This is a genomic window from Microbacterium sp. LB12 (assembly GCF_037150835.1).
Taxonomy (GTDB): Bacteria; Actinomycetota; Actinomycetes; order Actinomycetales; family Microbacteriaceae; genus Microbacterium.
Window position 1 is genome coordinate 172468 of the sequence record NZ_JBBCPF010000003.1, and the last position, 20615, is coordinate 193082.

At 68.7% G+C, this 20615-nt stretch carries 19 protein-coding genes, 1 tRNA gene and 1 other RNA gene; 9 read left to right on the forward strand and 12 right to left on the reverse strand.

The features are described from left to right. Window positions 1-12 precede the first annotated feature (12 nt). The gene (locus tag WFM69_RS07825) at window positions 13-1278 is read right to left on the reverse strand and encodes an MFS transporter (RefSeq protein WP_337003346.1); all 1266 of its coding nucleotides are present in this window, start codon (window positions 1276-1278) and stop codon (window positions 13-15) included. Between the two features lie 210 nt (window positions 1279-1488). Here WFM69_RS07825 and WFM69_RS07830 point away from each other — a divergent pair, with 210 nt between their 5' ends. Continuing rightward, complete coding sequence (locus WFM69_RS07830) at window positions 1489-2694, forward strand: aminotransferase-like domain-containing protein (protein ID WP_337003349.1); 1206 nt, start codon at window positions 1489-1491, stop codon at window positions 2692-2694. Window positions 2695-2703: 9 nt separating this feature from the next. Continuing rightward, window positions 2704-3003 carry a hypothetical protein gene (locus tag WFM69_RS07835; RefSeq protein ID WP_337003351.1) on the forward strand — a complete coding sequence of 100 codons (300 nt, stop codon included), beginning with the start codon at window positions 2704-2706 and terminating at the stop codon, window positions 3001-3003. Between the two features lie 24 nt (window positions 3004-3027). Here WFM69_RS07835 and WFM69_RS07840 read toward each other — a convergent pair whose 3' ends face one another. Genes WFM69_RS07840 through WFM69_RS07850 form a run of 3 tightly spaced genes read right to left on the reverse strand, consistent with a single transcriptional unit; the run spans window position 3028 to window position 5648 of the window. Continuing rightward, window positions 3028-4212, reverse strand: coding sequence for an acetyl-CoA C-acetyltransferase (locus WFM69_RS07840; protein ID WP_337003353.1), 1185 nt, complete (start codon window positions 4210-4212; stop codon window positions 3028-3030). Then, window positions 4205-4873, reverse strand: coding sequence for a CoA transferase subunit B (locus WFM69_RS07845; protein ID WP_337003355.1), 669 nt, complete (start codon window positions 4871-4873; stop codon window positions 4205-4207). Before WFM69_RS07845 ends, WFM69_RS07840 begins: the two co-directional genes overlap by 8 nt. 1 nt (window position 4874) lies before the next feature. After that, window positions 4875-5648: a CoA transferase subunit A gene (locus WFM69_RS07850; RefSeq protein WP_337003357.1), complete on the reverse strand. Its 774-nt coding sequence runs from the start codon at window positions 5646-5648 to the stop codon at window positions 4875-4877. A gap of 104 nt (window positions 5649-5752) precedes the next feature. On the opposite strand from WFM69_RS07850, the gene WFM69_RS07855 reads away from it, so the two are divergent. The 4 genes from WFM69_RS07855 to WFM69_RS07870 all read left to right on the forward strand — a co-directional run bounded on the left by WFM69_RS07855 (window position 5753) and on the right by WFM69_RS07870 (window position 8812). Beyond that, complete coding sequence (locus WFM69_RS07855; RefSeq protein WP_337003359.1) at window positions 5753-6538, forward strand: IclR family transcriptional regulator; 786 nt, start codon at window positions 5753-5755, stop codon at window positions 6536-6538. Window positions 6539-6587: 49 nt separating this feature from the next. Next, window positions 6588-7025: a MarR family winged helix-turn-helix transcriptional regulator gene (locus WFM69_RS07860; protein WP_337003361.1), complete on the forward strand. Its 438-nt coding sequence runs from the start codon at window positions 6588-6590 to the stop codon at window positions 7023-7025. Continuing rightward, window positions 7016-8254 carry an MFS transporter gene (locus WFM69_RS07865; RefSeq protein WP_442928471.1) on the forward strand — a complete coding sequence of 413 codons (1239 nt, stop codon included), beginning with the start codon at window positions 7016-7018 and terminating at the stop codon, window positions 8252-8254. Before WFM69_RS07860 ends, WFM69_RS07865 begins: the two co-directional genes overlap by 10 nt. Window positions 8255-8329: 75 nt before the next feature. After that, complete coding sequence (locus tag WFM69_RS07870) at window positions 8330-8812, forward strand: YbaK/EbsC family protein (RefSeq protein ID WP_337003365.1); 483 nt, start codon at window positions 8330-8332, stop codon at window positions 8810-8812. 51 nt (window positions 8813-8863) lie between these two features. Here the strand turns inward: WFM69_RS07870 and WFM69_RS07875 are convergent, their stop codons facing one another. Together WFM69_RS07875 and WFM69_RS07880 are read right to left on the reverse strand one after the other, a co-directional pair. Beyond that, on the reverse strand, window positions 8864-10402 hold the full coding sequence (locus tag WFM69_RS07875; protein ID WP_337003367.1) for an Ig-like domain-containing protein: 1539 nt from the start codon (window positions 10400-10402) through the stop codon (window positions 8864-8866). A gap of 262 nt (window positions 10403-10664) precedes the next feature. After that, window positions 10665-10737, reverse strand: a tRNA-Lys gene (locus WFM69_RS07880). Between the two features lie 156 nt (window positions 10738-10893). Here WFM69_RS07880 and WFM69_RS07885 point away from each other — a divergent pair. Both WFM69_RS07885 and WFM69_RS07890 read left to right on the forward strand, forming a co-directional pair. Continuing rightward, a complete protein-coding gene (locus WFM69_RS07885) occupies window positions 10894-11691 on the forward strand; it encodes an inositol monophosphatase family protein (RefSeq protein WP_337003369.1) in 798 nt (265 codons plus the stop codon). Window positions 11692-11711: 20 nt separating this feature from the next. After that, window positions 11712-12281 carry a hypothetical protein gene (locus tag WFM69_RS07890; protein WP_337003371.1) on the forward strand — a complete coding sequence of 190 codons (570 nt, stop codon included), beginning with the start codon at window positions 11712-11714 and terminating at the stop codon, window positions 12279-12281. Window positions 12282-12286: 5 nt separating this feature from the next. Here WFM69_RS07890 and WFM69_RS07895 read toward each other — a convergent pair whose 3' ends face one another. From WFM69_RS07895 to WFM69_RS07910, 4 genes are read right to left on the reverse strand one after another with little or no spacing between them, the layout of a single operon-like run. Next, a complete protein-coding gene (locus WFM69_RS07895) occupies window positions 12287-13099 on the reverse strand; it encodes an ABC transporter ATP-binding protein (RefSeq protein WP_337003373.1) in 813 nt (270 codons plus the stop codon). After that, window positions 13096-14133: a FecCD family ABC transporter permease gene (locus WFM69_RS07900; protein ID WP_337003375.1), complete on the reverse strand. Its 1038-nt coding sequence runs from the start codon at window positions 14131-14133 to the stop codon at window positions 13096-13098. Before WFM69_RS07900 ends, WFM69_RS07895 begins: the two co-directional genes overlap by 4 nt. After that, window positions 14133-15137 carry an iron chelate uptake ABC transporter family permease subunit gene (locus tag WFM69_RS07905; protein WP_337003378.1) on the reverse strand — a complete coding sequence of 335 codons (1005 nt, stop codon included), beginning with the start codon at window positions 15135-15137 and terminating at the stop codon, window positions 14133-14135. The genes WFM69_RS07900 and WFM69_RS07905 overlap by 1 nt, the downstream gene beginning before the upstream one ends. A 45-nt stretch (window positions 15138-15182) precedes the next feature. Further along, window positions 15183-16226 carry an ABC transporter substrate-binding protein gene (locus WFM69_RS07910; protein WP_337003380.1) on the reverse strand — a complete coding sequence of 348 codons (1044 nt, stop codon included), beginning with the start codon at window positions 16224-16226 and terminating at the stop codon, window positions 15183-15185. 161 nt (window positions 16227-16387) lie between these two features. Between WFM69_RS07910 and WFM69_RS07915 the strand changes: the two genes are divergently transcribed. Further along, window positions 16388-17173 carry an AraC family transcriptional regulator gene (locus WFM69_RS07915; protein ID WP_337003382.1) on the forward strand — a complete coding sequence of 262 codons (786 nt, stop codon included), beginning with the start codon at window positions 16388-16390 and terminating at the stop codon, window positions 17171-17173. Between the two features lie 18 nt (window positions 17174-17191). On the opposite strand, the gene WFM69_RS07920 is transcribed toward WFM69_RS07915, so the two are convergent. Then, window positions 17192-20104, reverse strand: coding sequence for an HAD-IC family P-type ATPase (locus WFM69_RS07920; RefSeq protein WP_337003384.1), 2913 nt, complete (start codon window positions 20102-20104; stop codon window positions 17192-17194). Between the two features lie 70 nt (window positions 20105-20174). Then, window positions 20175-20544, reverse strand: a transfer-messenger RNA (tmRNA) gene (gene ssrA / locus WFM69_RS07925). Window positions 20545-20615: the final 71 nt, after the last annotated feature.

Sequence of the window (20615 nt, forward strand, 5' to 3'; positions counted from 1 at the left end):
GTGGATCCGTCGTCAGGCCTTGACGGGAACCCCGCGGCGATGCTCGGCGCTCAGGAACCAGTTCGCGACACCGGCCGCGAAGGCGATGGCGGCGGCGATCATCGGCAGCAGGAGGGCGGCCGACGTGCCGACGCTCTCCGCGATCTCTCCGGTCACTGCTGCCCCGAGCGACTGCCCGACGATGACGCAGGAACCCAGCATCGTCATGACGGTCGCCGACCGTCCGCGCGGACTGCGCGCCGCACCGAAGCTGTACTGCGTGACCAGGGTCGGGCCGATCCCGATCCCCATGATCGCGAGCGCCACCATCATCGTGGCGGGCGTGTCGACGAAGCCCAGCAGCAGCGTTCCGGCGAGCAGGATCCCCGAGAACACGAGCCAGCGCGCACGCATCGAGAAAGCGGGCGGCAACCAGGCGACGCCCAGGGCGAGCACGGCCGAGCCGACGCCCATGACCCCGTACAGGAGTCCGGCCTGCTCGGGCGCACCGAGATCGGCCATGAACGACGTGAGCGAGGTGAGCATGGTGCCGAAGAAGATGCCGACGCCGAGGATGCCGAGCACCACGATGAGCAGCTGCGGACGGAACAGCTCGGAGACGGAGGAGGGCGCCTTGCCATCGGCTCCGCGGTCCTGCGACACGTGACGACCGCTCGGGTGCAGGGCGAACGCGCCGACGAACACGACGGTCAGCGCGGCGGCCCCCACGAGCGGCGCCCAGGGGGCGATCGCGGAGGCGAGGATGCCGACGATGAACGGCCCGAAGACGAACACCGTCTCATCCGCGGCCGATTCGTACGCCATGGTGCCGGACACGGTCTTGGTGCGTCGCTCCACCGGCATCCGGTCGGTGATGATCGTGACGAGCCGGGAGCGCGACAGCGGGGCGACCTGCGGGGCGGTCGCACCGATCCCGACAGCTGCGAGCAGGACGAACCCGTCGGCGGCCGTGCCGTACACGACGACAGTGAACAGCAGCAGCATCGCGCCGTTCGCGAGAGCGAGCACGAGGAGGACGACGCGCTGACCGAAGCGGTCGGCGGCGGCGCCCAGCAGCGGGCCGAAGCAGGCCGTGCCGAGCCCGACGGCAGCGGAGGTCAGGCCTCCGAGCGACAGCGACCCCCGGGCCGAGACCACCACGGTCAGGACGCCGACGACCATCATGGCGAACGGCAGCCGCGCGATGAAGGCGATGAGGAAGTACGGGAATCCGGCGATGCGGAAGAGGCTGGAATCGCGGAGTGCAGTCTCCGCCGGGTGTGATGGTGCGTGTGTCATGGCTCTCGCGCGTCGATGACGCGATGTCGGGTGCCGCCGCTGTCCATCGGGGAGCCGATGGCCGGTAGATACACGGTGTGCGGCCGCGGACGAACCGCGACGCCCCCATGATAGCGGCCCGAACGGTGCGATGGCAGGGAGAATGCGTCTCCCTGCGCGGCACTAGTCTGGCGGCACCCGTCTCGCTGCCCGTCTTCAAGGAGAGAACCGTTGTCGACCGCCCCGCAGACCTCCGCACCGCTCGCCGCTCTTCCCGACCGCTCCCGTCGCGTCGGAAGCGCCAGGACGTCGCCGGTGCGCGACCTGCTCGCCCTCACCGCGCGCCCCGAGGTGATCTCCTTCGCCGGCGGCCTGCCTGCACCAGAGCTCTTCGACGTGGCGGGCATCCGCGCCGCGTTCGATGCCGCGCTCGACTCCGCCGCCGCGCTGCAGTACTCGATGTCCGAGGGCGACCGTGCTCTCCGCGACGAGGTCGCCCGACGCTACACCGCCGACGGACTGCCGACCACGGCATCCGAGGTCATCATCACCACGGGTTCGCAGCAGGGGCTCGGACTCCTCGCGACCGCGCTGATCGATCCCGGGGACACGGTCCTCGTCGAGGAGCCCTGCTACCTCGCGGCGCTGCAGACGTTCGCCCTGGCCGGAGCGCGCGTCATCGGCGTCCCGTATGCCGGTGACGTTCTCGACCTCGAGGCCCTGGAGCAGCTCGCCGCCGAGCACTCCCCCCGCTTCTTCTACACCGTGCCGACGTTCCAGAACCCGACCGGGCGCACTCACGGACTCGACGCGCGCCGCGACATCGCCGCGATCGCCCAACGTCGAGGATTCCGCATCATCGAGGACGAGCCCTATCGACAGCTCCGCTATTCCGGCGAGGCCCTGCCGTCGCTGGCCGCGTTCGCTCCCGGACACGTCCTCAGCCTCGGCAGCTTCTCGAAGGTGATCGCCCCGGGACTCCGGATCGGCTGGATCCGCACGACCGCCGACATCCGCCCCTCCGTGACGATCGCGAAGCAGGCCGCCGACCTGCACACCTCGACGATCGATCAGGCCGCCGCCGCGCACTACCTCGTCTCGGGTCGAAGCGAGCCGGCCCTCGACCGCATCCGCGCCGCCTATGCCGCCCGCCGGGATGCGATGCTCGAGGCGCTCCCCTCCGCACTTCCTGCCGGGAGCACCTGGAACCGACCGGACGGCGGCATGTTCGTGTGGGCGCGGCTCCCCGAGGGGATGGATGCCACGGGGATGCTCACACGTGCGCTCGAGCTCGACGTCGCGTACGTGCCCGGGGTGTCGTTCTTCTCCGGCGTGCCCGACGACCGCACCCTCCGCCTGTCCTTCACGACGTACTCCCCTGCCCTGATCGCGGAGGGCTTGTCAAGGCTCGGTGCCGCATGGGGCACGGGGCGGTAGCGTAAGGGAATGCGCTACCTCTTCAGCACCGGACTTGTCGCAGCGATCTCCGCAGGTGTCTCCCTGCTGCGTGGCACCCGTGAGCAGCCGATCACCTGGCGCGCCGTGCTGTCCTGGGTGAGCTGGGGCATCACGATGGCTCTCGCCGTGGGCGCCGTGATCGACATGAACCGCGAACGCCGCGGGGTGCTCGTCGATGCCGACTCGCCGCAGTCCGTCAAGAAGGCCAAGAAGGCGCAGCGACTGCAGTTCCGCTCGCAGAAGGCCCTCGCCGACACGCAGGTCAACGCCAAGGACAAGCGCTCCTGACAGCCGCGGCTCCCGTCCGCAGGGTCATCGAGTGAGGATGAGCGCCTCGCCCTGACCACCGCCTCCGCACAGGCCGACTGCTGCCGTGCCGCCTCCGCGGCGGACGAGCTCGTGCGCCACGTGCACGACGAGCCGGTTCCCCGATGCCCCGATCGGGTGACCGATCGCGATGCCGCCGCCGTGGATGTTCACGATGCCGTCCTCCAGTCCGAGTTCGACCTGCGAGCGGGCCACGACCGCCCCGAAGGCCTCGTTGATCTCCACGAGGTCGAGGTCGCCCGGGGTGATGCCCTGCTTCTCGCACGCCCGCTCGATCGCCCGCGCCGGCTGCGCCTGCAGCGAGTTGTCGGGTCCCGCGGTCTGACCGCTCGCACCGACCGTGACGAGCACGGGCCAGCCCTTGGCTTCCGCCGTGCGCCGCGCGGTCACGACCACGGCCGACGCGCCATCCGAGATCTGCGACGAGTTCCCCGCCGTGATGGAGCCGCCCTCGGCGAAGGCGGCGCGAAGTCCGGCCAGGGTCTCGACCGTCGTCTCCGGCCGTACGCCCTCGTCCTTCGTCACCCGCAGCGGCTCGCCCCGGCGCTGCGGCACCTCGACGGTGACGATCTCGGCATCGAACACGCCGGCCTCCTGCGCGGCTGCGGCGCGCCGGTGCGACAGTGCGGCGACCCGATCCTGAGCCTCCCTGGTGAGTTCGTACCGCGCGTTGTGCCGCTCGGTCGAGGCGCCCATGCTCTCCCGGTCGTATGCGTCAGTGAGCCCGTCGTACGCCATGTGATCGAGCACCTCGACGCTCCCGTACGTCCAGCCGTCGCGCGAGCCCATCAGCATGTGCGGAGCTCGGGTCATGGACTCCATCCCCGCGGCGACGACGACCTCGGCGTCGCCGGTGCGGATCATGCGCGCGGCGTCGATGATCGCGGTCAGCCCCGAGAGGCACACCTTGTTGACCGAGTGGGCGGGCACGTCCCAGCCGATGCCGGCCCCGATGGCTGCCTGGCGTGCAGCGTTCTGCCCCGATCCGGCGGCGAGCACCTGACCGACGATGACGGCGTCGACATCCGTCGGATCGATGGATGCCTGTTCCAGCGCACCGCGGATCGCGAACGAGCCGAGCTGGGGTGCTGTGAAGGCGGCGAGCTGTCCCTTCAACCGTCCCTGCGGGGTGCGGGCTGCGGCGACGATGACGATGTCGTTCTCAGTCATGGGCCTGGTTCCTTTCGGCGAGGAGAGCGGTGGAGATGGTGAGGGGTGGTTCAGTCGATGCGATGACCTCGTCGACGGTGACCCCCGGCGCGGTCTCGACGAGGACGAGCCCGTCCGCCGTGACGTCGATCACGGCGAGGTCGGTGATGATCCGGTCGACCACTCCGCGACCGGTCAGCGGGAGCGAGCAGGTATCGACGATCTTCGCCGATCCGTCCTTCGCCACATGCTCCATGAGCACGATGACCCGTGCGGCGCCGTGGACGAGATCCATGGCCCCGCCCGGCCCCTTGACCATCTTGCCCGGGATCATCCAGTTCGCCAGGTCGCCCGTCGCCGAGACCTGCATCGCGCCGAGGATCGCCGCGTCGATCTTGCCACCGCGGATCATCCCGAAGCTCGTCGCGGAGTCGAAGAACGACGCTCCGGGCAGCGTCGTGACGGTCTCCTTGCCCGCATTGATCAGGTCGGGATCGACCGCGGCCTCGGTCGGATAGGGCCCCACGCCCAGGATGCCGTTCTCGGACTGCAGCACGACGGTGACGTCGCGCGACACGTGGTTGGGCACGAGTGTGGGCAGACCGATGCCCAGGTTCACGTAGGCGCCATCCTGCAGCTCGGCGGCGGCTCGCGCGGCCATCTGCTCACGGGTGAGTGCCATCTCAGGCTCCTTCCGCGGCGACCGTGCGCCGCTCGATGCGCTTCGGGATGTCGGTGCCGACCTCGACGATCCGGTGCACGAAGACACCGGGGAGGTGGATGCTGTCGGGGTCGAGCTCACCCGGTTCCACGAGCTGCTCGACCTGGGCGATGCAGATGCGTCCCGCCATGGCCGCGAGCGGGTTGAAGTTGCGCGCGGCCTTGTTGAACACGAGGTTGCCGTGACGGTCTCCCCGTGCCGCGTGCACGAGCGCGAAGTCGGTGGTGATGGCCTCTTCGAGCACGAACTCCCTCGGCTCTCCACGCACGTCGAAGGTGCGCACGTCCTTCGCAGGAGACGCGACAGCGATCGATCCGTCCGGCCGGTAGCGGCGCGGCAGCCCGCCCTCGGCGACCTGTGTGCCGACGCCCGTCTGCGTGAAGAAGGCGGCGATGCCGGAGCCGCCGGCACGGAGCTTCTCGGCGAGGGTTCCCTGCGGGGTCAGTTCGAGCTCGAGCTCTCCGCTCAGGAACTGACGCTCGAACTCCTTGTTCTCCCCCACGTACGACGAGGTCATCTTGCGGATGCGCTGCGCGGCGAGCAGGATGCCGAGTCCCCAGTCGTCCACTCCGCAGTTGTTGCTGACGACGCTGAGGTCTTTCGTGCCCTGCGCCAGCAGCGCTTCGATCAAGGCGATCGGGTTGCCGGACAATCCGAAGCCGCCGACGGCGAGGGAGGCTCCGTCCTCGATGTCGGAGATCGCCGCTTCCGGCGACTCCCACTGCTTGTCGATCACATCGGCTCCTTCGGTTCTGTGCTCTTCCCAGCATCCGCCTGCGGGGGCCGCAGGCGGAACCCGGATCTTGCGATGTGGTCGAAAGCGCGACTAGCGTCCATCATATGGAATCGTCATCCCAGGTGCCCGGCGCACAGGCGATCGCCCGCGCGGCCCGCCTGCTGCGGTTGGTGACAGCCTCGGGGGCAGAGGGCGCGACACTTCAGGACCTCGCCCGCGCGGCGGATCTCTCGCGGTCGACGGCGCACCGGCTCCTCAGCGCCCTCAAGGTCGAGGGGCTCGTCGATCGCGAGGGCGAGAGCACGCGATGGCTGCCCGGCCCTGAGCTGTTCCTCATGGGATCCGTGGCTGCGGCGCGCTACGACGTGACCGCTCTGGCCCGCGACATCGTGCGCTCACTGGCCGTGAAGACCGAGGAGAGCGCGTTCTTCTCGGTGCGCCGCGCGGACGAGACGGTCTGCCTGCTCCGCGAGGAGGGGTCGTTCCCGATCCGATCCTTCGTGCTGAGCGAGGGCGTGCGCTTTCCGCTGGGCGTCGCCAGCGCGGGTCTCGCCATCCTCGCCTTCCTTCCTGACCACGATGTGGATGCGTATCTGGAGCGCCATCCGGAGCTGGAGAACTCCTGGGGACGGGTGCACGGCGAGCGTCTCCTCCGCACCCGCCTCGCGGAGACGAAGGAGCGCGGGTATGCGGTCAACCCCGGGCTGATCGTCGAGGGCAGCTGGGGGCTCGGCGCGGCGGTCTTCGACCGATCGGGGCGTCCGGAGTGGGCGCTGAGCCTCACCGGGGTGGAGTTCCGCTTCGGCCCGGATCGTCGTGCCGAACTCGGCCGCATCCTCCTCGCGCACGCCCATCAGCTGTCCGCCCGGATCGCGAGCGCACGCCGGTAGACACCCACGCCGCAGCACAATGCATACCAACTGATATATACTCAGTGGTATGAATCGTTCGGACGTCATCCCGTCACTCGTGCTGTCGGGCTATGCGCTCGGGCGGATCGCCGCCCAGGATGCCGGAAACGACGCGCCCGCCGCACAGTGGCGCGTTCTGAGTCTCCTCGACCAGGCGGGCCCGCAGCGCGTGGGCGAGCTCGCATCGTCGGCACGCACGACGCAGCCCGGGATGACGCGTCTGATCGGAGGGCTCGAACGCGAGAAGCTCGTGCTCCGCTCCCCCGATCCGGACGACTCCCGCGCGATCGTCGTCGGCATCACGCCGGAGGGATCAGCCGCGCTCGCTGCGTGGCGAGCCGAGTTCCGCGACACCATCGCGCCACGATTCACCGATCTGAACGCCGACGACTGGTCCGCGCTCACCCGCGCGGCGGAGATCCTCGCCGCGCGCACCGCCGCCGAACGAACAGGAGAATCTCGGTGAACACCCCCGCCCCCACCCCCTCGGTGTGGAAGCAGCCCGCTCAGGTCTGGGCCGTCGCCTTCGCCTGCGTCGTCGCCTTCATGGGCATCGGTCTCGTCGACCCGATCCTCCCCGCGATCGCGGAGTCGCTGCAGGCATCGCCGGTCGAGACCGAACTTCTGTTCACCAGCTATCTCCTCGTCACCGGTCTCGCGATGCTCGTGACCAGCTGGATCTCCAGCCGCATCGGCGCAAAGGCCACGCTTCTCATCGGGCTCGCGCTGATCGTCGTCTTCGCCCTCCTGTGCGCGGTCAGCGGCAGTGTCGACGCGGTCATCGGCTTCCGCGCCGGATGGGGACTCGGCAACGCGCTCTTCATCTCGACCGCGCTCGCCACGATCGTCGGTGCGGCGTCCGGCGGCAGCAGCGCCGCGATCGTGCTCTATGAGGCCGCACTCGGACTCGGCATCGCCGTCGGACCGCTGCTCGGCGGGATCCTTGGCGAACAGAGCTGGCGCGGACCGTTCTTCGGCGTGGTCGTGCTGATGGCCATCGCGTTCCTCGCCGTGCTCGTGCTCCTGCGCGGCCCGGGCGAGAAGCGCACTCCGGTCCGTTTCTCCGCACCGTTCACGGCGCTGCGACGCCCCGCCCTGGCGATCCTCGCGATCGCGGCACTGTTCTACAACATCGGCTTCTTCGTGCTCTTGGCTTTCTCGCCGTTCCCGCTCGGCTTCGGGGCGATGGGCATCGGCTTCACGTTCTTCGGCTGGGGTGTGGCCCTCGCCGTCACCAGCGTCTGGGTCGCGCCCGTCCTGATGCGCCGCATGCCGCGCACGCGCATCATCCTCATCGTGCTTCCGCTGCTGGCGCTCGACCTCATCGCCGCGGGGCTGCTCGTCGGCAGTGCGACGGCCCTGGTCGTCTGCATCGTGATCGGCGGCCTGCTGCTGGGCGTGATGAACACCGTGCTCACCGAAGCCGTGATGGAGGCGACGGATCTGCCGCGTTCGGTGGCTTCCTCGGCGTACTCCGCTGTGCGCTTCCTCGGCGGTGCGATGGCTCCCCCGATCGCCGCACTGCTGTGGCACGCGTTCAACGCCACCGTGCCGTACCTGTTCGCCGCCACCGCCGTGTTGATCGCCGCCCTGACCGTGTTCCTCGGCCGCCGTGTGCTCGCACACATCGACGACGAGCCGGCTGATGCTGCCGCAGAGGATGCGGCGGCGATCCTCGTGGGCGACGCGGCCTGACCCCCCAGACGCGGCGGTGGACCGGTCACCGACGACCGGCCTGCCGCCGCTTCCTCGACTGGATATCGTGGTGCGATGAGCGAAACCACCTCTCTCCCCGAGCGCAGCCGACTCGTGCAGGAGCACCTCGTCGAGGCCGGCGTCGACACCACGATCCGCGTTCTTCCCGACTCCGCGCGCACGGCAGCAGAAGCAGCCGCCGCGATCGGCTGCGATGTGGCTGCGATCGCGAACAGCCTGGTGTTCCTCGCTGACGAGGAGCCCGTCCTGGTGATGACCAGCGGTGGGCACCGGGTCGACCTGACCGTGCTGACCGCGAGCATCGGCGTTACCGAGGTCGTGATGGCCCCGGCAGCGGTCGTCCGCTCCGCCACGGGCCAGGCGATCGGCGGTGTTGCCCCGGTGGGTCACCCGTCGCGGCTGCGTACGTTCATCGATGGGGCGCTGCAGGACCACGATGAACTCTGGGCCGCGGCCGGCCATCCGCACACCGTCATGCCCCTGACCTTCGCGCAGTTACTTCAGATCACCGACGGCACGGTCGTCGCCGTAGCCTGACCGCAGCGGGCCGGCAGGGGCGAAGCGCCCCTGCCGGCCCCGCCACGTGGATCAGTCCTGCCTCAGGCGCGCGCGAGCACGCACCGCTCCCAGAACAGTGAGCGAGACGCCGAGCAAGATGGCGGCGCCGCCTGCCCAGAGCGCACCGATCGGCACATCTCCGCCCGTGATCGCCAGCGACGAATCGCCGGTCAGTGGCAGCTCCGTCGGGGGCACGGTCGGGTTCGATGGCGTCGCAGGCGTCGTCGGCGGCACCACCGGAGGCTTCGTCGTCGCGGTGTTGGTGAGCGTGACGGCGGCAGTCGCCCCTGCGCTGACCGTGAACCGCGCGCTACCGTCGTCGAGAGCCGCGATGCCGGCACCCGAGAAGACCGGGGCGCCCCATTCGATGCCGTCGATCGCGGGCGGCGTCACCTCCTCCAGCGTGACGACGGTTCCCACAGGCAGGGTGATGGCGGGCGTGGCGACGCCCGCAGCGACCTCGATCGTGCGCACGACCTCCGGGTCGCCGTAGCTGTAGTGAACCGTGTACGTCGCGTCGGTCGGCACGGTGGAAGCACCGGTGCCGGTGACGGCTTTGGTCACGGTGAAAGCGCCCGATGCCGTGCCGTCGCCGTCGCCTCCGCCAGTCACGTGCCACACCTCGCGGTCGTTGAGCGTGACGCCGTTGACGTCGGCGACGTTGGCGAAGGTCGCCCCTTCGGCCTGCGAGCTCGGAATCGTGAAGTACTTGACGAAGTACACACGATCGGCGTCGACCGGCCCGGGGATCTCGAGATGGAACGCCGTCCCGCCGGCATTCCAGGCTCCGATCGCGCCGGCGGCGGTCCGGTAGTCGTTTCCGTCCAGGTCCGTGCTCCACGCGACGAGCTGTCCGTCCGTGTTGTGGTGTTCGGCGAGCCCGGCACCCGGACCGGTCAGGGCGTCGTCGACCACGATTGACGTCGCCCCGGAGAACCGCGCGCCGGGAAGTGTGAGCTGCCAGGCGATCCGCCCGTCGTCCGTCTGCCAGGACCACTTCTGCGGCTCGGTCGGTAGCGGCGCGGCGGGTCCGATCCCACCGCCCGGAACCTCGACGCGCGTGATCTTCCCGTCGACGACGAACTCGACGGTGCTCACGGTGGTCTGCTCGTCTGCGCTGGCCATGAACCACAGCGATCCGGTCACGCCGGTGCGTCCGTTCACGTAGTCCGTGAGCGTACAGGTCACGACGGGTGCCGCGTCCGTGCTCACCGTGCATTCGGCGATCGTCTGGCTCGGGTCTTCTGCGGACGGCACCGAGAACGACATACCCGCACGGGCGAACTCCTGCGGGAGCGTGAACCCGAAGGTCTGTCCACCCACCGCACCGTCGGGTACCGACCACTGCGCGTCGACACGCACCTGGTCCCACTGCGATACCGCGCCGCTGCTGCCGGTCGCCGTGACGACGATCGACGACGGATCGACCGCTGCGGGATAGTCGTACTCCGCGGCACTCGCGGCTCCGGCTCCCGCCAGCGTCACGCCGGCGGTGAGCACCGCTACCGCCGCCGCCATGATCGTCGTGCTCTTCCGGCGCGCGAGCGCGCGCCCGTCTCTTCTGAACAAGGTGTTCCCCAGTCTCTTGTCGAAGCCTCACCCCGCGACTGCGCAGTCGAACAGCACAGCATCTGACGGAGGCGAGGCGATATGTCCCCACGTGAGAGACGACGATGAGACCTTCTGATTACGCGACGACCGATATACGGCGTTCCGGACGGCGGACTTCGGCGCACCCGATCTGCCGGTGCGCACTGTCGCACGACGGCGGAGCACTCGACGCACAATGAAAAAGCCCCGGAAACTGGCGAGAGTTTCCGAGGCTATTCCGTGCACCCCCAGGGACTTGAACCCTGAACCCACTGATTAAGAGTCAGTTGCTCTGCCGATTGAGCTAGAGGTGCGTGGCCCGGGATAACCCCGACCGAGGAATTACATTACCAGCCGACCGGCCCCATGCGAAATCGACGCCACCCCGGGCGTGGCCGGTCGACGGAGGGCGAGGAAACGTGGCCGTCCGTCCCTCTGGAGCCGCCGTCGCGCCGACTATCCTGAAGAGCGTGACCGCCTCCTCCCCCGCCGATGACCTGCGCGCCGACCTCGACCTCGCACTGCGCCTCGCCGACGCCGCCGACGCCCAGTCGCTGCCGCGCTTCGATGCGGCCGACCTCGAGATCTCGACCAAGGCCGACAACTCCCACGTGACCGACGCCGACCTCGCCACCGAACGTGCGATCCGGAGCGTCCTCGAGGCCGAGCGTCCCGACGACGGCATCTTCGGCGAGGAGTTCGGTGCCCAGGGCAGCAGCCACCGTCAGTGGATCATCGACCCGATCGACGGGACGGCGAACTTCCTCCGCGGAGTCCCGCTGTGGGGAACCATGATCGCGTTGGCGATCGAGGGCGTTCCCCAGATCGGCGTGGTCAGCATGCCGGCACTTGGACGGCGTTGGTGGGCCGCGACAGGTCTCGGCGCGTGGACCGCGACCGACGACGGCCCCCGTTCCCTCAAGGTCTCCTCCGTGTCGTCGTTGGACGACGCCAGCGTGAGCTTCCAGAGCATCGCCCAGTGGGCGGGTGCGGGCCGCATCGACGCGCTGCACAAGGTCGCCTCGCGGGTGTGGCGCGATCGCGCGTATGGGGACGTCTACGCGTACATGCTCCTCGCCGAGGGACGCATCGACATGGTCGCGGAGTTCGACGTCAAGGAGTACGACATCGCGGCGGCGGTGCCGATCGTGCGCGAGGCCGGCGGCAGGATGACCGCGATCGACGGGGCCGAGACGATCTCCGATCTCTCGACACTCGCAACCAACGGCGTCCTCCACCCTGATTTCCTGACGCTCCTGCAGGACTGAACCGAAGCACGAGGCCAGCGATGAACTCCCGCATCATGTCGACCACAGCGGGTGTCGTGCTGCTCGTCGCGGCCCTCACGGCCTGCGGTGCGCCGTCGGAACCGCGCTCCTCCCCGAGTCCGGAAGCGGCCGATCCGACGCCGACGGCGACCGCTGCCCCCGCCGCCTCTCCCGCGCCGGAGCCGACCGCGGCGTCCCTCACGTGCGAGTCGATGATCTCCGCCGGGACCGTGAAGGCGCTCACCGATGCCGGGTGGACCGCGCAACCGAAGGACTTCATCGTCGGCGGCGTCGACTTGACCGAGGGCATGCTGTGCTTCTGGGCCGACTACAACGTCGCATCCGATCACGGTCAGCTGTACGGCTGGGCGCCGGTCGCCGAAGACGCCGCCGCGCAGGCTCAGTCCGGGCTCCTCGCCGAGGGCTGGAAGCGCGAGGACGGCCCCGACGGCGTCTATTACACCGAAGACCCGCGCTATGCGATGGGCACGGACGAGGACGGGTACGGGATGACCTACCTGTTCGGCGACGGCTGGGTGCGGTTCGCCGATACCCGGCAGGGGCTGATCCTCATCGAGTGGACCGGCTGAGCGCTTCAGCCCCGCCGCGCTGAGCGGTCCCGGCCGATAGGCACGACGCTGGGCTTGCCGGTGATCGGATCCGGCACGACGACGCACGCGAGTCCGAACACCTCCTCGACGAGTTCTGCCGTGACGATGTCGGCGGGGCGCCCCTCGGCGATGACCGAGCCGTCCTTCATCGCGATCAGGTGCGTCGCATAGCGTGCCGCGTGGTTCAGGTCATGCAGCACCGCGACGAGGGTGCCGCCGGCATCGTGCAGGTCTGTGAACAGCTCGAGCAGCTCGATCTGGTGGGCGATGTCGAGGAATGTCGTCGGTTCGTCCAGCAGCAGCAGCGGCGTCTGCTGCGCCAGCACCATCGCCACCCACACACGCTGGCGCTGGCCGCCCGACAGTTCGTCGACGAGACGGCCGGCGAGCTCCGTGACTCCCGTCGCCGCCATCGCCGCGTCGACCGCCTCGGTATCCGCATCCGTCCAAGGGCGCATGAGGGTCTGGTGCGGATAGCGTCCTCGCCCCACGAGGTCGGCGACGCGGATTCCATCGGGCGCGAGCGAGCTCTGCGGGAGCAACCCCACCCGACGCGCGACCTCCTTCGCTCGATAGCTCTGGATGGCCTTGCCGTCGAGGAGCACGCGACCGGATTCCGGCGTCAGCAGCCGCGACAGCGTGCGCAACAGGGTGGACTTTCCGCAGGCGTTCGGACCGACGATCACTGTGAAGGACCCGTCGGGGATCGACACCGAGAGGTCGGTGGAGATGATCCGCCGGTCGTAGCCGATCTTGACCCCGTCTGCCCGCAGGCGAGGAGACTGTACCTCTGTCATCGACGGAATCCTTCCCTGATGAGCAACCAGGCGAAGTATCCTCCGCCGAGGACGACGGTCACGAGACCGACGGTGATGTTGATGCGCTGGCCGATGAAGTCTGCCGCCAGAAGCAGCACCGCGCCGACGATGGCCGCACTCGTCAGGTCGAGCCCCTGGGAGCGCACCAGACGACGGGCGACCTGGGGCGCGACCAAGGCGACGAACGCGATCGGCCCTGCCGCGGCGGTGACGACCGCGGTGAGCGCAACGCCCAGCACCGTCATCGCGAGCCGCTGCCGCTCGACGCGCACCCCCAGCGCTTTCGCGGCATCGTCGCCGAGTTCCAGCTGCGCGAAACCCCGGCGGGCGAGGGCGACGAGCGGGAGGATCACCACGAGGACCACCGTGAACGGCAGCAGCTGTTCGTAGCCGAGCGCGGAGAAGGACCCGAATCCCCAGGCGACCGCCGCCCGCGCCTGCTGGGTTCCGGTGCTTATGAGCAGGTAGCTGTTGATGCCGACGAGGAACGCGGACACGCCGATCCCCACGATGATGAACCGGAAGCCCTGGATGCCGCCACGGTACGCCAGCAGGTAGACGAGCAGCGCGGTGAGCACGCCCCCGACGACGGCACCCGTGGCGATGAGCACATACGAGGTGCTGCCGAGCAGCAGCATCATGACCAGTGCCCCCGTGTATGAGCCGGCGTCGAAGCCGATGACGTCGGGACTTCCCAGCGGGTTCCGGGTGAGGGACTGGAAGATGGCTCCGCTGACTCCGAGCGCGACGCCACCGAGCACGGCGAACAGCAGGCGGGGCAGACGCCATTCGATGACGAGCTTGCGGATGTTGCCTTCAGCGTCCCCGATCAGGGCCGACAGCGCCTGGGAGAAATCCAGTTGGAACGTGCCGACCATGAGGGTCGCGACGCTGAGCGCGATCAGCAACGCGATGAGCAGCAGCCGGATGACGAGCGCACGCAGTTCGAGGCGCCAGAGCACGTCTCCCACGCGCAGCGAGAGCATCCGCGGCGCGTCGATTGCGGAAGCCATCACAGTCCGCTCACCTTCTTGCGGCGTGCGAGCGCGATCAGCACAGGCGCCCCGATGACGGCCGTGACGATGCTCACCTGGAGTTCACCCGAGGGCAACACCACGCGGCCGATCACGTCGGAGAGCAGGAGCATGCTCGGTGCCACGATCGCCGAGTACGCGATGATCCATCGCTGATCCGGCCCGGTGAACCATCTCACCGCGTGCGGCACCATCAGGCCGATGAACGCGATCGGTCCGGCGAGTGCCGTCGCACCGCCGGCGAGGACGGTCACCGCGACGATCGACACGACCCGCGTCCGCACCAGCCCCGCCCCGAGCGTTCTGCCGAGGTCGTCGCCGAGCGCGATCGCGTTGAGCGGGCGCGCCACGAGGAAGGCGACGACGAGGCCGACGGCGATGAACGGAGCGATGAGGGCGACGGCGGTTTCGTCCCGCCCGCCGAGGCTGCCCAGCCCCCACAGTCGCAGGGTGCTGAACACCTCCATGTTCTTGAGCATCACGATCGAGGTCACGCCGCTCAACACAGCGCCGATCGCAACGCCGGCGAGGGTCATTCGCCCGGGCGAAGGGCCGCCACGTCCGGCCGCGCCGATCAGGTAGACGATGAGCGTCACCGTGAGGGCCCCGCCCAGCGCGAACCATACGTAGGCGTTCGGAGCACGCACGCCGAGGAGCCCCACACCCATCGTCACCGCGAACGTCGCTCCCGCGTTCACCCCGAGGATGCCGGGGTCGGCGAGGGGGTTGCGGGTGAACGCCTGGATGAGCGCTCCGCAGACGCCGAGAGCCGGTCCGACTACGAGCCCCACGATCGTCCGCGGAAGCCGGGAGTCCCGGACGATCGCCTGTGCATCCGACCCGTCGAAGTCGACGAGGGCGGCGATCACGGTCGACGGCGGCAATGCGCGCGCGCCGACCATCAGACTCAGCAGCACGACGAGAAGCAGGGCGATCAGCGCGAGCACCAATCCGCCCAGACGTGGCACCGCACCGCGGATCATCGCAGGGCGACTCTCCGCGGTGCGGCTCGACGGGGACGACACCGATCAGTTCGCGGGAACCGCGCCGGCCAGCGCGTCGGCGAGGTCGTCGATGGTCGACGGGATGCTCAGCACGCTGGGTGCAGTGGTCGCCCAGCCGAGGCGCTGGTCCTCGAAGAAGTAGTACGAACCGTCGGCGATCGGAGCCCACCGCGACACCAGCGGGTCCTCCACCGTATGGGCCACGTCCTCCGGCGTGTTGGCCCAGCCGATGTGGAACTGCGACTCGATCGCGCCGAGCTTCTCCAGACTCACGTCGGCGTAGAACTCCTTGGTGGTGGATTCAAGTGCCGCCACATCGGGCGAGTACGTGAACCCCAGCTGCTCAAGCAACGGCACCCGCGGGTCGCGCGGCAGGTAGAGCCCCATCGAGGTCTCTCCCTCGGCGAGGAACCATCCGTACGAGAAGACGATGCCCGCGAACTCCGGGTGCGCCGCGGCGGCCGCGTCGATCGCGGCATCCGCCTGATCGAGGAGCTCCTGCGCCTCCTTCTCCTTGTCGAGCACCGTACCGATCGTCAGGGTGAGCTGGTCCCGGTCCGACGCCCACGTCGACTTCGCGAAGGCGACGGTCGGCGCGATCTCGGTGAGGCGCTTGTAGTCGTTCTCGGAGATGCCCGAGTGGTTCGCGAGGATCACGTCGGGCGCGAGGGCGAGGATCTGCTCGAAGTCGTACTCGCCGGCGTCCGTGAACTCGATGATCTCGGGCAGCTCGCCCCCGAGCTCTTCGACCTCGTCCTTGAACCAGGGCAGGTACGTGTCGACGTTGCCCCAGGTGAAGTCCTCGACCCCGACCGGCACCTCACCGAGGGCCGCGACGACATCCTGCGAGTACCAGCCGAGTGTGACGATCCGCTCGGGCTTCTCGTCGATGGTCGTCTCACCGTAGACGTGCTCCACGGTGACCGGGTACGCCCCGGACGCCTCGCCCGAGGTGGACCCCTCGGCGGTGCTGGTCGACGATGAGCAGGCGGCGAGCGACGAGGCGGCCACGACGAGCGCCGCGAGAGCGATCAGGGTTCGTGGGGCACGCCGGTGCAGACGGGACATGGGACTCCTCGGGTGGAATGTCAGGGGAACGCCTGCCAAACATAGTGAAGCCTTACCTAATTCGCTATCATCCTCAGAGGACGTGAATCGTCCGACATCGTCGAGGTTGCGTCCCTTCAGGATGATCCGCGATGCGGATACGCCCATGAAGAAGGAATCCTGTGCCTGGAACGACATCGGAGAAATGTGCCGCGCACCGGGAGCAGGTGCTTCCCGATCAACAGTTCGAGGTGCACACCCACACCGCGGATCAGCTCGCCTGGGTGCCCGGCGGCGCCCAGATCCGGGTCGGTGACGCCAGCTGGCGCATGCACGGAGACCAGTTCGCCTGGGTGCCCGCGCTCGCGGAGCACGAGATGCAGATGGCGGGCGCGGACGAGATGTTCAGCCTCTACCTGTCGCCGGAGCTGCGACTCCCCCAGGCCCGCTGGAGTCGCCCACTCGCGCTGCCCGTGGACGCCGTCGCCGGCGCGATCGTCCGCAACCTGTGCACGGTTCCCGCCGGGTCCGAGCGCCTGGATGCCTCCCTCGCCCTGCTGCTGCACATCCTCGAGCACACCGAGGAGAGCTACGACACTCTCGCCGTACCCACGGACCCCCGCGCCCGCGTGATCGCGGAAGCACTGCTCGCCGACCCCGGCGGGCATCGCGAGCTCGACGACTGGGCCGTGGAGCTCGGCGTGAGCACCAAGACGCTGCAGCGCGCGTTCCAGAACGAGACAGGGTTGACGTTCGGTCAGTGGCGCACACGCGCCCGCCTCTACGCGGCCGAGCGGCTCATCGTCGAAGGGTGCACCGTGCAGGAGGCGTCCGACCTCAGCGGCTACGCGACGGCCACGGGGTTCATCAAAGCCTTCCGGCAGCTGTTCGGATCGACCCCCGCCGCATATGCGCGCGCGAAGCGAGGACACCGCCCGACGCCGGGGCGACGTCGCACCGCGCGCTGAACGCTCGAGCCACAGGCCTCAGGGCGCGATCCGGCCCATCGAGCTCTCCAGAATGCGCCCGAAGCCGTGCGCCACGGGCGGTGTCCACAGCAGCACGATGATGAGAGCAGCCACGGCGGCCGTCACGGCAGCGCCCCAGTCCCAGCGGTCCCCGAACACGAGCACGACCGCGCTGAGGGCGATCGCGAGCCCGAGGAAGATCGTGAGCATCAACCGCGAGAGCCCGCTCCCCCGACGCACCCCGGCCGCGACCGCGAGCACCAGGAGTCCGAACAGGGCGATGCCGGCACCGGTGAGCGAGAACACTGACCTGGAGCTCTCGGTGTCGTAGCGCCCGAGGAAGACGAGGATGCCGAATCCGGTGGCCAGCACACCGAACACGTAGGCGAGCACGGCCACCGCCGTCGTGATGACGGCGGCCAGCACACGCGGGGCATGGATTCGAGGCTCGGGTGCGTCCAGCGTGGCCGCCGATGCCGGGCCTTCCTCCCTCGCGAGGACGAGACGGCGGTGGAGCAGCCGGACGACCTCGATCGCCGCGACCATCACGATCGTGATGCCGGTGAGCGCGACCGCGAGTTCTTCACCGGGATCGACGAGCACGAAGAACTGCCGGGCGAGCGGGATGGTGAACACGGCGATCAGCAGCACGAACATCGCACCGACGACCAGCACCTTGAAGCGGTTGAGGGGGCGCGCCAGGACGGCGAGCACCCAGATGCCGACCACGGCGAGAATCACGGTCGCGCCCGTGCGCAGCTGCTCCTCATGGGCGCCGAGCCCGCGCGCGACGAAGGTGTACCAGGTCAGACCGAGGGCGACGACGATCCCGGAGGGGATCGCGAAGCTCAGGGACCGACGAAGGAAGCCCGGCACGTATCTCGCAGCGTTCGGCATCAACGCGAGGAAGAACGCGGGGATGCCGATCGTGAGGCCGTCGGTGATGGACAACTGCCTCGGCAGGAACGGGAACTCGAGCACGAACACACCGAAGATCAGGGCGAGCAACGTCGCGTACACCGTCTTGTTCAGGAAGAGCATCGACACGCGCTCGATGTTCGCGATGACCTGCCGTCCCTCCGCCACGACGTCGGGCAGGTGCGAGAACTGCCCGTCGAGCAGCACCAGACGCGCGACCGCTTTGGTGGCCGGAGATCCGGAGTTCATCGCGATGCCGATGTCGGCGGCCTTGATCGCGAGTGCATCGTTGACGCCATCTCCCGTCATCGCCACGGTGTGGCCGTGGCTCTGCAGAGCGGTGACCATGCGTTTCTTCTGCTCGGGGGTCACGCGCCCGAACACCGCGTGCCGGTCGAGGACGTCGGCGAGCTCGGCATCGTCGTCGGGAAGTCGCCGCGCGTCGAACCCCTCGGTCACGTCGAGCCCGACTTCCCGCGCGATGGCGGCGACTGTGCGCGGGTTGTCGCCCGAGATGATCCGGATGCCCACCTGCTGCCGCGCGAAGTACTCGAGAGTCTGCGCGGCATCGGGGCGCACCTGTTCCCGGAAGGTGAGGACCATGATCGCGGTCACCCCGTCCGGCAGTCGCTCGGTGTCGATGTCGTCCTCAGAGAGACTCTGTTCCGCGTATCCGAGGACGAGCGTGCGGCGGCCCGTCTCGGCCAATGTCGTCACGGTGCGCCCCAGCTCGGTCTCGGTCGAGGTCGCCGCGTCTCCGAACACCATCTCGGGCGCCCCCATCACCCAGGTTCCCGCCGCATCGGCGAAGGACACCGCGCTCCACTTCCGCACGGACGAGAACGGGATGTATCCGTCGACGGTGAGCGGCGACCCCACCGGGTAGGCCTGCTGCATCGATCTCGCGGTCGCGTTGGCGTCGGGAGACGCGGCGTACCAGGCCAACGCGGCGGCGGCGGTGTCACCCTGCTCAACGCCCCGCGCGGCAAGCGGGTGCGCCGCATCGAATCCGATCTCGCCGACCGTGAGCGTGCCCGTCTTGTCGAGACACACCACGTCGACACGAGCGAGACCCTCGACCGCCGGCAGCTCGTTCACGAGCACCTGCCTGCGCGCCAGGCGCGACGCCCCGACCGCGAACGCGATGCTCGTCATCAGCACCAGACCGAGCGGGATCATGGCGGTCAGGGAGGCGATCGTGTTCACCACCGCCTGCACCCAGGCCCCGCTGGAGAACACGGTGGCGTATCCGCCCGTCACGATAATCTGAGCGTTGAGGACGAGCAGACCAATAGGACCGATGATCCAGCTCACCCACTTCAGAACGCGGTTGATCGATGAGCGCAGCTCGCTGGACACCAACGAGAAGCGCTTCGCTTCGCCGGCGAAGCGATTCGCATACGAGTCGGCGCCCACGCGGGTCGCCGTCGCCGTGCCCTCGCCCGCGACGACCACCGCACCGGAGAGCGCCTCATCCCCCGGCTGCTTCTCGACCGGATCGGACTCACCGGTCAGCATCGATTCGTCTATCTGCAGACCCCGCGCCGTCAGCACGCGCGCATCGGCCGGCACCTGCTCTCCCGCGCGCAGCACGAGCACGTCGTCCAGCACCACGTCCGTCGGCGCGAGTTCGGTTTCCGCGCCCTCTCGCAGCACCAGTGCACGCGGCGCGTTCATCAGGGCGAGACGGTCGAGCGCCGACTTTGCACGGAATTCCTGTACACACCCGATGATCGCGTTCGCGAATGCCGCCAATCCGAACAGCGCATCCTGCCATCGACCGACGAGGAAGAGCACGAAGAAGCAGGCGAAGACGATGCCGTTGAACAGGGTGAAGACGTTCGCCCTGACGATGCTCCAGGCGCTCCGGCTGGTATCAGCGACGAACGCATTCGTCTTGCCCCCGGTGACGCGCTCAGCCACTTCCGCTCTCGTCAGACCGGTCGAGACAACATCGGGGGTCGGGTCCACAGACCTCAATATAGGACCCCGACACGGAATCGGAGGGAGCATCGTAGCGATGAAAAAGCCCGCCTCCCTTTCGTTTCCGCGGGAGGCGGGCTCATTTCCTGTGACAGCGACCTGGTGGAGCTGGGGGGAATCGAACCCCCGTCCAACGCTGAGTCTCCACGCCTTCTCCGGGCGCAGTCTGTGAAGACGTTCTGCTCGGCTCCGACCTTTGTCACAGACACCTAAGTCGACGAGCCCAGCCTGGGAAGAGTCCCACGTGACGTCCAGACGCCATCACGCAGCAAGATTCCTAGATGACGCCAGGATCCGTATCGGAATCACATACGGTCTGACGGACTATCGGGCTCGCTTATGCAGCGAGGGCGAAGTCGTTGCGCTTGGATTCGGCAACTATTGTTTTGCAGAGAGCGTTTACGAGATAACTCTGCATCCTCGGCCCGCTTCTCGTGGATTCACAGGCGCTGTCGAAACCGATCAGCCCCGTGGTCCTTCTCTCGAAGGAGCCGCTGTCACACTGTGGAATTACCATCCCGCACGTCAAAACGTCCGAGCA